7 protein-coding genes are annotated in these 14274 nt (G+C 68.4%); 2 read left to right on the top strand and 5 right to left on the bottom strand.

All coding sequences use genetic code 11. The annotated features are described in order from the left end of the window. Positions 1-13: 13 nt before the first annotated feature. Positions 14-748, top strand: coding sequence for a PP2C family protein-serine/threonine phosphatase (locus tag BSZ40_RS07460; protein ID WP_158020879.1), 735 nt, complete (start codon positions 14-16; stop codon positions 746-748). Between the two features lie 20 nt (positions 749-768). Beyond that, on the top strand, positions 769-2028 hold the full coding sequence (locus tag BSZ40_RS07455) for an FHA domain-containing protein (RefSeq protein ID WP_158020878.1): 1260 nt from the start codon (positions 769-771) through the stop codon (positions 2026-2028). Between the two features lie 115 nt (positions 2029-2143). Here BSZ40_RS07455 and BSZ40_RS07450 read toward each other — a convergent pair whose 3' ends face one another. Genes BSZ40_RS07450 through BSZ40_RS07430 form a run of 5 tightly spaced genes read right to left on the bottom strand, consistent with a single transcriptional unit; the run spans position 2144 to position 14214 of the window. Next, complete coding sequence (locus BSZ40_RS07450) at positions 2144-3706, bottom strand: serine/threonine-protein kinase (RefSeq protein ID WP_073824779.1); 1563 nt, start codon at positions 3704-3706, stop codon at positions 2144-2146. Positions 3707-3718: 12 nt separating this feature from the next. Next, the gene (locus BSZ40_RS07445) at positions 3719-5986 is read right to left on the bottom strand and encodes a transglutaminase-like domain-containing protein (protein ID WP_073824777.1); all 2268 of its coding nucleotides are present in this window, start codon (positions 5984-5986) and stop codon (positions 3719-3721) included. Then, complete coding sequence (locus tag BSZ40_RS07440; RefSeq protein ID WP_073824774.1) at positions 5986-7152, bottom strand: DUF58 domain-containing protein; 1167 nt, start codon at positions 7150-7152, stop codon at positions 5986-5988. The genes BSZ40_RS07445 and BSZ40_RS07440 overlap by 1 nt, the downstream gene beginning before the upstream one ends. Positions 7153-7161: 9 nt before the next feature. Continuing rightward, positions 7162-8127, bottom strand: a complete 966-nt coding sequence (locus BSZ40_RS07435) for an AAA family ATPase (RefSeq protein ID WP_073824771.1) — start codon at positions 8125-8127, stop codon at positions 7162-7164. Positions 8128-8136: 9 nt separating this feature from the next. Continuing rightward, positions 8137-14214, bottom strand: a complete 6078-nt coding sequence (locus BSZ40_RS07430) for an Ig-like domain-containing protein (RefSeq protein ID WP_073824768.1) — start codon at positions 14212-14214, stop codon at positions 8137-8139. Positions 14215-14274: the final 60 nt, after the last annotated feature.

Here is a 14274-nt window from a genome sequence, read left to right as displayed (position 1 = left end):
CCATATCGGCCCCGTGCGTTCTGTTAACGAGGATGCCACCACCATCTCGCCCCGCCTGGTAGCTGTCGCTGACGGAATGGGGGGACACGGTGGCGGGGACGTCGCGGCGGCCATCGTCACGCGCCACCTGTTTAATTCCTCTGCCGAGCTGTGGCACACCGCGGAAGAGATCACCCGAGTGTTGGAGGCTTCTGCGGCCGAGATTCGCCGCCTACAATCTGAGCGCTCCGCCCCCGGCACCACCATCGTCGCCGCCTGTGCGACCGTGCAAAGTGGCCTGCCAGCCTGGCTCATCGTGTCCATTGGCGACTCGCGGGCCTACATCTTCTCGGGGGGAGCCCTCCGCCAGGTCACCCACGACCACTCCCAGATCCAGGAGATGCTCGACGCGGGCCTCTTGAGCCCCGAGCAGGCCGCCGTCTCCCCCTACCGCAATGTGATCACCAATGCCCTCGGTGCGGGCATCACCAACGTGCAACCGGATTTTTTTCTCATCCCGGCGCGTCCCGGCGATCGGCTGCTCCTCACCTCGGATGGCGCGCACGGGGTGCTGGCGCCCGAACATTTGGCCGAATTAGTCGCTGCCGGGGACACCCCGCAGGTGGTGGCCGATTCCATTTTGCTGGCCGCTCTCACCGGCGGGACGCAGGATAATGCCACCGTGGCGGTGCTGGAAGTGCTCAGCGCCTCACCTGCCTGGCCCGATACAGACGCTCCCGATCCGAATACGCTGTCCCGTGTAAGTTAATGACCGCTGAAGGACTTTCGATGACTACTCCTCACCTCACTGTCCGCCCTGGGGGCGGCCTGGTAGCCAGCTACCCTGGCGGAGTCATGCTGCTGGGGCCCGGCTCTTGGTCATCCGCCCGCCGCATCTGGTCTCGCCTGGAGCAAGGAATCGACCCGCACAAAGCGGTCGAGGACGGCCAAGACGTGCTGATCATCTCCAACGACGGGGAGCGACGTTTCCTCTACCGGCGGGGCAATATCGCGGTCGATGCCAGTCAGTCCTACGACATGGTGGAGATCGCGTGGGAGGAAGACTCGGGCGGCTGGTACGGCGCCTTCGTGCCCGCCACGGCCGAGATAGAGGCTTCGGTCGACGGCCCGTGCTATCGCGGCTTGCTGCCGCTCACTTCCGGCATGGCCACCGCCTTCTCCATCCGGCTGGCGGGGGTGAAAAACACGAACGACGACGCCCCCGCCCCGAAGGTCGCGGCGCACGCCAGTGACACTCCGCCGCCCGCCAGCCCCAAGAAGGCGACAGTTGTCGAGGAGGCCCCCCGCCCCGAGCCCGCTGCCCTGCCCGGCCCCGTGCTGGAGCCAGTAGAGTCGCCGGAATCGCAGCCGTACTCCACGGATGCGCTGGCCGGGTTGGACGACGCCAAGACTGAGGCCCTGAGCGTGCCGCTCCACGTGCTGCCCGACGTCAACGATCAATCGTTCGCCTTCTCGGCGGACCTGCCGGCCCCGGTGGGACACGAGCCGATCGTCGACCTGCCGACGGTGCCCTACACCGCCAACCCAGACGACACGATCGCCCAGCTGCCTGGCGAGCACTTTGGCAACCTGACTCCACCGAACAGCCCGGACATGGAAGACCGCACGCTCACCCAGGAGCAATACCAGGCGCTGGTGGGCGACGGCCCGGTTAGCAACGCGGCCACTCCCGTGTTGCCGGGCGCAGGGCCCGCGGTTGATCTGGTGGTCTCCACGGGGCATCGGATCGCGTTGGAGCGCAGTGCGGTGCTCGGCCGGGAACCGCGCAGCGATGTATACGGGGTAGGCACCAACCCGCACATGGTGGCCCTGCCTTCCCCCGCGGGCGAGATCTCGCGGGTGCACGCCGCGTTTGTCCGCCACGGCTCCGGCTTCGCCGTGGTGGACCTGGGGGCGGCCAACGGCACCTCCGTGCTGCGCTCGGGGGTGTCCCACAAGTTGGTGGCGCACACGCCGCTGCTGCTGGAGCAGGGCGATATCGTCGATATCGGCGAGGGCGTGACGGCTTGGCTGGAGCCCCGCCTGTAGGAGCGAGCATAGCAAGGGGGCAAGGGCGAAAAGCGTCCTTGCCCCCTTGCTATGCCGGTATCGACCGCGCCTGGGTCTCCGGCTGCGCCCACCGCGGAGCGGTGGGCGCAGCCAGCTAATTAGTCACGCACGCCTTGCGGCTTTCGGAGCTGCGCCCGTCGCTCGCACGGGCCGTCACGACCACACAAATCTGGCCGGGCGGGGCGGCGAAGGTAACTCGCTTGTCGCTGGTTTCTTCGGCCACCGAAGGCAGGCCCTCCCCCTCAGCCTCGTACAGGAAAGTGTGCGGTTCAGCCACGTGGTAGTCCCACGTCGCCTCCACCTGTCCATCGGCGATAACCACCTGCAGCCCAGTTACTGGCGGCAGATGCAGCGGCACCGGATCTTGCGCCTGCGTGGGGGCCTGGGTCGGCAGCTCGGCGATCGTGCCCGGCTGCCCACGCAGGGAAGCGATGAGGGCAATCACCCCCACCAGCACCAGCGCCACTCCCGCGCCGATCGCCCACTTGCTGGCCGGCCGGGCGGGCGGGGTCGGGGGGGAGACGGAGGAGCGCGCGGGCTGGGGCCCGCCGATCCCGGACCAGGCGGGCACGTTCGGATTACCCGCGCGCACACTCTGGCCAGGTTGCGCCCCAAGAGCCGGGCGTCGGGCCACCACGGTGCGATTTTCGGTCTCGGAGCGGGCCGGGCTGGGCGGCGGCGCCACGAAGTCCGCAAACCCGGGCACCTCACTGCCGAGCACCCGCGGCCGCCGCACGACGGTGACCCCCGCCTCGGCGTCGTCCATGGCCAAGGACTCATGGGCGTCAACATCGGTGAGCACCGTGATCGGGGTGTGCGGCTGCCCGATCTCTGTCTGGATGGCTTGCAGGGCCTTGGCCAGCTCCATGACGGTGCTGAAGCGATCTTCGGGGCGCTTAGCCAGACCCTTGCGCAACACCGCGTGCAGGGAAGCCGGGGCGCCCGGCAGCGGCAGGGGCGGCAATACGCCCTTTTGCACCCGTTGCGCCAACGCCAGCGGCGTGTTGTCGCCGCCGGGCACCTCGTACGGACTGCGACCGGTCAGGAAGCTCCAGGCCGTGGCGCACAGGGAGTAGATGTCTGCGGCGGGCTGGGCGAGCGCCCCAGCCACGTGCTGCTCGGGAGCGGCCCAGGGGGCGGAGAACCCCTCACGGGCGCGCCCTTGCGCGGTGGTGCCCTGGTGCGTGGCGATTCCGAAGTCAGTGAGCACGGGCGTGCCGTAGGTGGTCAGCAGGATATTGCCGGGCTTGATATCGCGGTGCACGATGCCCATGCGATGCAGCATTTCGACGGCGCCGCCCACATGAATTATGTAGTGCAAGGTCTCGGCCAGCGACAGCGGCTCGCTCCGCACCCGGTTGCCGAGGTCTGCCACCGGGCAGTACTCCATGGCGATGTAGGCCCGCCCGTCCGCGTGGTGCCCCAGCTCGATAAGGCTGGGCACCGCCGGGTGGGTGGCCACCCGCGCCATCAGGGAGGCCTCGATGGCGAAGTCATCCCGCAGCTCCTGGGAGGCACTGCGGCGCGGGATCTTGATGGCGACAGGCCGCTGGAGAATCGGCTGCCGATAGAGGAAGACGTCGGCGAAGCCACCCGCTCCGAGGAAGCGGATCGGTTCGTAGCCAGCTAGCTGGGGCGGATGCGGGGTCGCATTCACGCCTGGTCCTCCTTATGTCCGACGGTCGCGCCGCCCGTCGAGCTGCAAGAAGCGTTGCCGCTTGCGGGCCGCCAGGGACAACGGGGCGAGGGCTTTTCGCCACCAAGGCACTGGGAGCGACCGACGGGCCTCTCGCGCAGCTTGCCAGGCGGCAGTGACATCGTAAGCGTTGGGGACAGTCGGCCCATAGTCCCCTTCGTCTACCAAAGTGGCAAGGTGACGCACTTCATTGGTGCCCAGCTTTTGGGCGACCTCCCGCCGGGTGGCCCGCAGGGGAATCTCTATCCCCCGTTCCACCATTTGGTCAACAAATTCGTCAAACGATCCGCGCAGGGCGAGGCGCGGGGCGCGGCGCCGCCGATTCCAGGCCCGCCAGGCCTTGGCGGCGGCCAGGAGTGCCAGCGGCAGGAGCAGCAGCCCGAAACCACCGACCACGTACAAAACAGTACGGTCAATCAGCGCTGGTTCGTCTTGTTTGCTCTTGTCGGTGTCCTGATCGGCAGCCTCAGGGGCCAACTCCACCAGGCTCTTCGGCGGGGGCGGCGGCTGCAGCACCTGCGGCTTGTCGATCTGTTTGGGCGACTGGGACTGCGAGCGTGGCAGCTGGTCGGTGGGCGGGGTCGGGTCGAAGGGGACCCAACCGGCGCCCTCAAAGGCGATCTCCACCCACACGTGTACGTCCGAACCGTGCAACACCAAGGGCTGGCCGGGGGCCAGCTGCTCGGACCCCGAATGGTAGGCCCCCATCACTACGCGGGCGGGCAGCCCCACCGAGCGGGCCAGCAGCATCATAAGGACGGCGTACTGCTCGTCGTCCCCCACCAGCTGATCGGCGCTCAGCATGCGGCTAATGCGGTCGGCGCTGTGGCCCGGAATCGGATCGGTCTTGGGGCCAGCATAGAAGCCCTTGTCCCGCAGATACTGCTCCAGGGCCCGCGCCCGTCCCAGCGCCGTTACTTCGGACGAAGAAATCTCGGATGCCAGGGACGCCACTAGCACCGGCACGCCGGTTAACGGCGGCAGGGACACGTTGGCGACGTCAAGGCTCTTGAGCTGGGCATCGGTCCACGCGCGGGGGGCCACCCCGGTGGCCCGGTAGGTCGCTCCGTTCAGACCGCCGCTAGCCACGAGGGCGCTGTAGAGGTTCGAGTCGGCGTACAGCGAGCGGCCGTAGGTGGTCTCGCCCTCGCCCGCAAACTCCACCGACTTCGTCGCCCCGATTGTCGGCAGCCACGGCAGCTGATAGTTCGACAAGTGCACCTGGTAGGCCACCGGGTGCCCCTCGGGGACTTGCGCGGCGGGAAACTCGCTCCCGACCTTCCGGAAGCCCTCCCCAATATCGCGCCGGTCAGAGACCGAGGCGATGATGCCGTCGTAGCTGTCCATCGTGGCAAACCGGATACGTTCCCCGGGCGCGACCCCGGAAACCACCAGGATCTCGGAGGTGGCCAGCGTCCGATTCAAGTGAAAGAAAGACGCCAACGGGCTCGGGTACTCGTGCAGCTCCAGCGGTGGGGCGACGGCGGTGCGCAAGACGTCGCGCGAATTACCGGGCTGCAGCTGGCCGACGGCGAGAGCCGAACCGGCCCCGGCCACGGCCAGGGTGAGGGCGGCAGCTACCACCGTGCGCAACCGCCAGGCTGGCCTGCGGCGGGGGGAAGGGTCGGCGGCCAGCAGTTCGGCAGCCTGCGCCGCGCTGGCACCGAGTTTCCGGTCAGCCTGCAGGTGGGAGATCGCCCACCACGCCAGTACCCCAAGCATCCAGGCCGCAGCCCACGGGGCCCCCAACCGGGTGGTGACGGTGGAGAAGGCGATAGCCACGGCGTAGTTCGCCGCCAGGGGAAGTACCGCCCAGGCTCGTCCGTGCCGCACCGGCAGCACGAGCCCCGCTGCCAGCGACAAGAGCAGCGAGCTGACGTAGGGGACCACGGCCGGGCCAATGAAATTGCCGGCGGGCGGGGTCAACGTCAACAAATCCATCCAACCGTCCACCAACTGGGTGGCCAGCGTGACGAAGGTGGCGGGAGTGGGCACAAAACCCAACACCGTGGTAGACGGCACGGCGGCCACTCCCCCGCAGGCGAAGAAAACCAGTCCCGTCGCCGCGATGATGCCGAGCGCCGAAAATTTGAAGCGGTGCGCCAACCACGCCAGGATGCTGCCCAGCAGCAGCCCGCTGCCGGCCGGCAGCAGCGCCCTGACCCCGGTACCAAAGACTTCGGCGTGCACCACCACGGTGGGGAGGAACAGCAGCCCCAAGATGAGACGATCCAGCAGCATCAGGTGAGGCTCCTCGCGATGGCCCGCTGAGCAGACTTCAGGGATTCCACAGACAAGATTTCGATACCGAGGACGGTGTGGCGCAGCAACTTAGTGCCCGCCACGCGCACCCCCAATTTGCGCACGTTCGGTCCCGCCAGGCGCAGCGCCCCAGCGATCTCTCGCTCGGAGTTGGCTTGCCCCGTGATGACCGTCAGCATGGAGATCGACGGGTAGAGCCCGAGCGCCGCCGACACGGAATGGGCCAGGCTCTGCCCCGAGTCTTCCAGCTCCAGACGGGCGCAGGCATCTAGCAAAGCCAGCGGCGAGTGGCTGGGCAGCCGCAGCCCGTTGGCCACCACCGCTACCCCCCGCGACAGCAACAAGCCCTGGGTCGCCAGGGACGCGGCGACGGCGATGGCGATGTCTTCGCTGTAGTTGAGGTAGCCCGCGGCCTCCGTGTCGATGACGATGAGGTGGCGGGAACGCTTGGTGGCCTCAAACTGGCGCACCACCAGGTGCCCGACGCGGGCCGTGGAGCGCCAGTGCACCGAGCGCCGATCATCACCGGGCACGTAATCCCGCAGTGCGTGGAAGGCCACGTCAGAGGAGGTGCGTTCCTGGGTGACAACTCCCTCGACGTCGCGTTGCGAACCGGTGGCGTCGTGGGGAATGCGCGCGGTCTCGGGGTGCACGAGGATTTCCACTTGCTCCCCCCAGGACTTCTCCTGCCGCAGCAGCCCGAACGGGTCCTGCCGCACGGTGCGGGGAGGGCCCAGCGTGACCACGCCGCGCCGCGTGGTCGGCACCGCGAAGGGTTCCTCCGCTTGTTTGCCCGCTGGCAGGGCCCCGATGATGAACCGCTCGGCCACCCCGTTGATCGGCACCTCCAACGGCAGGTGCGTCACGCGCCGCGTGGTCGGGTTGTGCACGACGATATTGCCCAGCGCAATTTCGCCCGCCACGACCCGGCGGCTGGCTAGTTCCAGGTGGACGCTGTGCGGGCTGCGGCGCACGACGCTGACCAAAGCCGCCATTAGCGCCACCAGGCACACGGCAGCCACTGCCAGGCCCGAACGCCAGGTCCAGGCCCAGCTGGCTAGCGCGCCGCCCACCAGCAGGACCACGCAGACCCAGCCGGCGGCGGTCAGCCGCGGCCACGACGGAGGGTAAGGGATGCGATTCATGGGCGAGGTTCAGGCCCCTACGGTCGGCACAGCCACGTTGGCTAGGGCCCGCTCGACGACGGCGGTCGAGGTGGCACCGGTGAAGGCCGCGTCGGGGTCCATGATGATGCGGTGCGGCCAGACGACGGGCGCCAAGGCCTTGACGTCGTCGGGCAGCACGTAGTTCCGTCCCTGGGCGATGGCCCACACGCGCGCCATGCGCACCATGCCGAGCGCCCCCCGGGTGGAGACCCCGAGCAGCGTCTGGGGGTCGTTTCGGGTCGCCTCCACGAGCGCCTGAATGTAGGCCAGGATCGCGGGATCGGTGTGGTTGTGGGAAGCGACCCAGATCATCTCGGCCACCTCGCGGGCCGTGATCACGGGTCGCAGATTGAGGGAGCGGTCCGGGGTGGCTGCCCCCGCGAGCACTGCCACGGCCGCCTCTCCGCTCGGGTAGCCGACAGAGGCTTTGACCAGGAAACGGTCCAGCTGGGCCTCGGGCAACGGATAGGTACCGGCCTGCTCGACCGGGTTCTGGGTGGCGATGACCAGGAACGGCTTACCGGCGTCGTGCCGCACCCCGTCGACCGTGACCTTGCCTTCCTCCATGACTTCCAGCAGCGCCGACTGGGTCTTGGGCGAGGCGCGGTTGATCTCGTCGGCCAGCACGATGGAGGCAAAAATGGGGCCGCGGTGGAACTCCCAGTCCTGGCTCTTCTGGTCGTAGATCGTCACGCCCGTGATATCGGTGGGCAACAGGTCGGGCGTGAACTGGATACGCGAAGAGGTCGAGTCGATAGTGCGGGAGACGGCCCGCGCCAAAGCAGTCTTCCCGGTGCCGGGCGCGTCCTCCAGGAGCACGTGCCCTTCGGCGAACAGGGCGGAAAGCACCAGCCGAATGACTGACGCCTTACCGAGCAGGGCGTGGCCAACGTTCTCGACCATGCGCGCGTAAATGCGCGCAAACTCCACGGCCTGATCCCTCGAAACTTCCATCAAAACCTCTCATTGCCAATCGCAGTACAACTTGCCTGCGTTAATTGCGTAGTCGAAGAGCCCGGCGCTATCGAACGCGGTGCGCCAGTTGGTGGTTTGCACGCCGGCATTGGCTGGCATCGTAATGGTTCGGCTGGCGCCGTCGATATCCGAGGTGTAGGTGCACACCCCGGACTTGCCGGCCGGCACCCCCCGCAGCTGGAACTGCACGACGTTGCACGGTGGGGCGGGCTCGTCGTCTTCATCGTCGGCCGGGGGCAGCGCGGGCTGGGCCGCCCCCGGGTCGGGGCACGCCACCGCCGCCACGTCGGTGACCTGCAACTCCACCCGCACTTGGCTGGACGCCCCAACCCATCCCCCGCAGGCTCCATCAGCGACGCAGGCCCGGGCCTCAATGCTGCGCTCGGCAGCCGGGTCACCCGGCATCTCCACCACGGCGGTGGCACCATCGACCCGGGTGGCGGCCCCGCCCGGGGTGCGCCACTCGATGGCTACCACGCTCCGGCCGTTGCCCGCCTCGGCACCGTTGATGGCGAACACCACCTTGCCGACCTCGCTCTGCGCCGTGATCGTGGGCTGCCAGACGGGTCCATACGGCACGGCCTGCCCGGAGGCAGCCGAAGCCGCCGAGACGTAGGTGACGCCGTCGCGGTGCCCCACGGCCCGCACTTGGAAGCTGACTGGCACCCCGTTGGGCAGGCCGCCGACGACGGCGGACAGCGGGCGCCACGCCCCCGCGCCAGTGGGGCTGATCTCGTAGCTCAGCTCGGCCGCCGACCAGCCGTTGCCGCCCACAGACGGGCGGGAGAACGACACGGCCAACTCCCCGTCGTTACCGGTGGGGGTCAAGCCGACGGTGGGCGGCGTGGGCGGCGGCCCCAGCGCGGTCACTGGCCCGGAGGGAGTGAAGGTCGAGGTGCCTCCCTCGCTGCGGGCAGCCACCGCGGCGGAGAAAGCCGGCCCGAAGGGCACGTAGACCGTGTGGGTCAACTGGCCGGCAGGCACCTCCACCTCTGTGGCGCCGTAGCGGACCAGGTAGGACTGGATCGGCCGCCCGTTCGCGTTGAGCGGGGGATCCCAGCTAATGGTCATGGACACGGTGCCGCCGCCGATGTTCTGCTCACCGGATGTCACCCGCACTGCCGCGGGCGGGCCGGGCATGCCGAACGGGATGGCGGGGACCGACTGCTCGGAGAACTGGGACGGCTCGCTGGCGGCGTTAACTGCCTGCACGCTGGCGGTGTAGGCGGTGCCATTGGTCAGCCCCGTGAACTCGGTCTGCAGCGTCGCCGCGTCGACCTCGCGCACCTCGCCGGTCGGTTGCAGCACGACGACGTACTTCCGGATGGCCGAGCCTCGGTTGCCGGGGGGCTGCCAAGACACCCGCACCAGCCCATCCCCCGGGCTGACGCCGGGCGCGGCCGGGGTGTCGGGCCGCTCGTCAACCAGCACCGTGTTAGACGGCCCAGACGACGGCGACAGGCCGACCGCGTTGCGGGCCACCACCGTGAAGGTGTATTCGACCCCGTTGGTGAGCCCGGACACCGTGCACTTAGTGCCGCGGCAGGGGAACGTCTCGCCGGACGGCTGGGCGGTGATGATGAACTCCTCGACGGGGGCCCCGTGCGGGTCTCCCTCGATCCACTCCACCACCGCGGTGGAGGCGCCCTCGGCCCGCGCAAAGACGGAATGCGGGGCCTCCGGCACCGAGCGGACGGTCAGGCTCACGGTGCCCTCCACCCGTCGCGACGGGTCACCGGTGGCATCAACCACGAAGAAACGCACCCGCATGGTGCCCACTTGACTCTCGTCGGGGCGGATAGTGATCGTGCTGCCTTGGGCATCGACCTGCCCGTTGCCCACCGAGACGGCCACGGACGAACCGACCACCTCGATGGGGCTCTCGGGGAACGGGTTAGTGGCGTAGGACGCCACGTCCACCGTCACCGGTTCTCCCGCGTTGACGCCCCCCAGGTCGATGGGCGCCACCTGGATGAGGGGGCGCGACGACGGGGCGATCGTCACGGGAATGCTGGTCGATTTGGTCCCGGAGGGGTCCTCCACCGTGATCTCGATGCTGCCGACCGGTCCCTTATTGCTTTGCGTACCCGCCGACACCGTCAACATGTAGCCGTTCAGGCTCGCCGAGACTTCCGACGGGGAGGAGCCCATGCGGTAGGTCATGGCGCTCGGATCGTCCCCATCTGGGTCCTCCACCATGAGCCGCAGGTCCACCTCCACGGGCGGCTCGCCCGCCCCCACCGTGATCGGCGTCGGACGCAGCAGCGGCGGCAGGTTACGGGTCGCCCGCACATCGATGGGGACGGTGAGGGTCGAGGTCAGGCCCGATCTGTCCTCTCCGGCTGCCCCGTCCGTCACCTCAAAGCTAATGGAGGTACGGCCCGAGAACTCGGGATCTATCTGGGCCACCAGCACGTTTTCGTTGCGCACCTGCACCTGACCGGCGATCCCGGGGGCGGTGGAGATGGTTGCCGGATCGGTGATGCGCGGGGTGGTGCCCTTGCGGGTGATCACGAAGCCCCGCAGGTCTATCTGCACTTCCTGCCCGGCCTTCACCCGCAACGGAATACGGGCCGGATTAATGCGGGGGCGCTCCTCGATGCGACCCGGGACGTAGACGAGCGCCGAGGCGGACAGTCCATCGGTGTCGGTAATGGTGTAGACCAGGGCTTGGCGCTGCTCCTTCACCTCCACCAGCAGCTGGTTATCTTCCACCCGCACGCCCGGCTCGTCGCTGGAGACGGTGAGGGCTTCCACCTCGCCGTCGGGGTCATCGTCGTTGGCGCGGACATCCACCCGCACGATGTTGTTTTGGGCCCCGACCACCTGCTCGGAGGTGACGATGTCGTCGCGCGCCTGCGGGGGGCGCAGCTCGGCGTCCTGCTCCACTCGCACCGTCAGCAAGCCGTCTGCCACCCCACCCCGGTTGTCGGTGATCTGGTGCAAGATCCGGTAGGTTCCCGGCTGCGACGGGGACACGAAGACGATCCGGTTGTCGCGCAGGCTCGCGGTGATCTGCCCCTCCGGGGTCTGCACCGAGTTGCGCACAACGGCGATCGGGTCCCCGTCAGGGTCGATATCGTTGGCAGTAACCGGCATCGACACTTCACGGCTCGGCCGCACCACGAGGACGTCAGCCACGGCGGTCGGCACCTGGTTGCGCTCCGAACGCGGTGCCACCCCGACCCGCACCCGGCCGATGCCCTGCCCGCCGAGTCGGTCCTCCACCACGTAGGTGAAAGTATCGGTGCCGCGAGCGCTCTCGAATGGGGTGTACTCGATATAGCCCACCCCCAGACTGACGGTGCCGTGCGTCGGGGTCTTGTCGATAGCCACCAGCGAGACCGAATCCCCATCCGAGTCGATACCGCTGAGCGGCACCGGGATGCGCACCGGCACCCCCGCCACCGCCCAGCCGGTCAGGTCCTGGGGGGTCGGGGCCGAGTTGGCGGCCGACGCGGCGATGATCTCTATGGAGACGCTGGCCGACGACACCCGTCCGGCCGTGTCCTGCACCGTGTAGTTCAAGGTGACGGTGCCCGGCGTCTGCCCGGCCCGGAACCGCACCTCGTTGCCCGTAACAAACGCCAACCCGGTGGAAGCCTCCACGCTGTGCTGCAGCTCCGGCAGCAGGCTCAAGGCCAGCCCCGAGGGCGACAGGTCGTTGTCCAAGACCGCGATGGAGGCGACATCACCCACCCGCACGCGGGCCTTATCTTCCTGCGCCACGGGCGGCAAATCGATCTCGCCGTCCCCGCCGGGCAACACGGTGACCCGCCCGGTGGCCGAGGCCGCCCCGTTGGACACCACGTACGAGAACCAGGCCGGCGCCTCCAGGCCGCTGGGGGCCGTGACCCGCAGCAGGTGGTGATCCACCAGGGTGACGATCAGCGGTGAGCCGGCCGGGACCGACACTGACTGGATGACGAGCACCCCACCCGAGGGATCGATGTCGTTAGCCAGCACCTCGCCCAGACCGATACCCCCGGTCGGCAGCACGATCAAGTCGTCCTCCGCCACCGGCGCCGCATTGGCGTCCACCGGCTCCACGTCGATGCGCACGATACCCGTGGAGGTCTCGGGGCCATCGGTGACGGTATAAGTCAGGTAATAGGTGCCCACGCGGGAGGCAACAAAGTCAAACGTGCCCGTCTCAATGCTCGGGTTGACGCTCGAACCGGCCGGTGGGGTGGACAGACTCACCAAACGCAGCCGGTCGTTATTGGGATCGACGTCGTTGGCCAACGGGGAAACCGTCAGCGTCTCCCCCACCCGCGCCACATAGAAGTCGCCGTTGGCAACCGGGGCGGCATTGCCCTGCTCCCGCACGTTAATGCGCAGTTCATCTTCCCCCACCTCGCGGCCATCGGACACGCTGATGCGGGAGGTCTTCACCCCCGGCTCGGAGTTCAGGTCGCGTACCACCACCTGGCCTTCGGCCCGGTGCTGCACCTGCATCGACTCGGGGCTGGTGGCACCCGCCAGGTAGAACGGATCCCCGTCTGGGTCATACCAGTCCGTCAACACGTTGTACTCCACGCGGGCCCCCTGCACCACCGTCGTCTGCGACGGCCGCAACCGGGCCGGGGCATTGTTTTCGTCCTCGGCCCGCACCGTCAGCCTCACCGTGGCGGTGTCCGTTCCGCCGCGCCCGTCAGAAGCCTCGTAGACGAAGGACGACTGTCCGCGGGCGTCGGCCGCCACCTCGATCTGCAATGCTGCCCCGCCGCGCACCTGCCGCACCTTGCCGAGGGACGGTTGTGTTTGCGCCACCGCCGTCAGCAGGTCGCCGTCAGAATCGGAGTCGTTGGCATGCACCGGCAGCAACACGGTCCGGCCCGGCCGCACCCCAAACTCGTCATCCGTGGCGTCCGGCGGGGTGTTATTGGCCTGCCGGTTACTCTCCGCGATCTCGTCCGTCAGCTGCGGCGACAGCTGCTCTTCGTCGTTCTGCTCCAAATCCTGGTCAATCTGCACCCAGTCATCTATGAGCACCATGTTCTCGTCGGCCAACCACACCGGCCCCGACTTCGTGTCGTTCAAAACAATCAGGTCCCGGTTGATGCGGAAGCGCGGGTCGCGGGCCTTGTCCAGGTTTTCGGCCTGCAACGCCACGGGCGGCGCCCCATCGTTGCACAAACGCAGAAAACGACCCGAGCCTGCCCACGCCGCGTAGTCACACCCCTTCACGCGCGCCGGCGCCGCCGGCGCCCCGGGGACCGGCCCCGCCTCCTGCCCGCCCGCAGGCAGCTTCTCCACCGCCGCCGACTGCAGGTTGACACGCAGCAGGTTGGCGTCGGAGGCCACCAGCACGTGCGAGGCCTGCGGGCCAGGCAGCTGCAACCGGGTATTCGACTCCCCCAGGTCTATGACCCGGTCCGGCAGGTGCAGTTGATTGTTCTGTTTGTCGAGCACCACCGGCAAGCTGCCCACCAGCGAGACCTCGATCTCGGTGCCCGCCTGCAGTTGCGCCAACGCGAACGGCTTAATGGCACCGGCCGGGTCGATGACGACCCCCCGGCCACTTTCCGCCGAGGCCGCCACCAGCGTGCCATCGTAGGCCGCCGCCACCTGGCCATTGGCCAGCTCCGCGGCCACCGCCTGCGGCTCCTCCGGTGCAAACCCTGCCAGCTCGCCCACCGACATGGCCCACAGCAGGCCCTTCTTCGGGTCCAAAATTGCCACCCGCTGCCCACCGTGGGCGGCCCGAGCTCCCTCCGGCAAGGACGTGGCCACCCCGGTTTTCACGATCGCCGGGTCGATCGGCGACATCGCGCCCGACGACAAGTCGTTAAGCAGCACCGTCGTGCCCGCCTGCGACACGTCGAACTCAGTGGTCGACGTGCGTAACGCCGAGTCGATGCGGCGCGCCGGGTAGTTCAACCGGCCCACGATCCGCAGATCCTGGTTCGTCACCCAAATGCCGCCATCGTTCAACTCGACATCCGCGTTAGCCACCCCCCGGTGTGTCACCGCGAAATAGGCGGCCACCAAAGACACGACCACCAGCACCGTCCACGGCAACCGCGAGGTTGAAAAAATGCGCGACGCGCGGCCCCACTTCATCAACTGCCCCACCCTGTAAACCCGGTCCCCGCCTGCGCGGCGGGGCCGGGGACAACTCTG

Origin of the sequence: Buchananella hordeovulneris, from assembly GCF_001907235.1 — a bacterium.
Classification (GTDB): Bacteria; Actinomycetota; Actinomycetes; order Actinomycetales; family Actinomycetaceae; genus Buchananella; species Buchananella hordeovulneris.
Note: the sequence above shows the minus strand (reverse complement) of the source record. Positions and strands in the feature narration are given on the sequence as shown.

Coding starts and splice junctions, on each gene's coding strand:
- BSZ40_RS07435 (WP_073824771.1), bottom strand. CDS start 8,127: ATGGAAGTTTCGAGGGATCAGGCCGTGGAGTTTGCGCGCATTTACGCG.
- BSZ40_RS07445 (WP_073824777.1), bottom strand. CDS start 5,986: ATGCTGCTGGATCGTCTCATCTTGGGGCTGCTGTTCCTCCCCACCGTG.
- BSZ40_RS07440 (WP_073824774.1), bottom strand. CDS start 7,152: ATGAATCGCATCCCTTACCCTCCGTCGTGGCCGCGGCTGACCGCCGCC.
- BSZ40_RS07430 (WP_073824768.1), bottom strand. CDS start 14,214: ATGAAGTGGGGCCGCGCGTCGCGCATTTTTTCAACCTCGCGGTTGCCG.
- BSZ40_RS07455 (WP_158020878.1), top strand. CDS start 769: ATGACTACTCCTCACCTCACTGTCCGCCCTGGGGGCGGCCTGGTAGCC.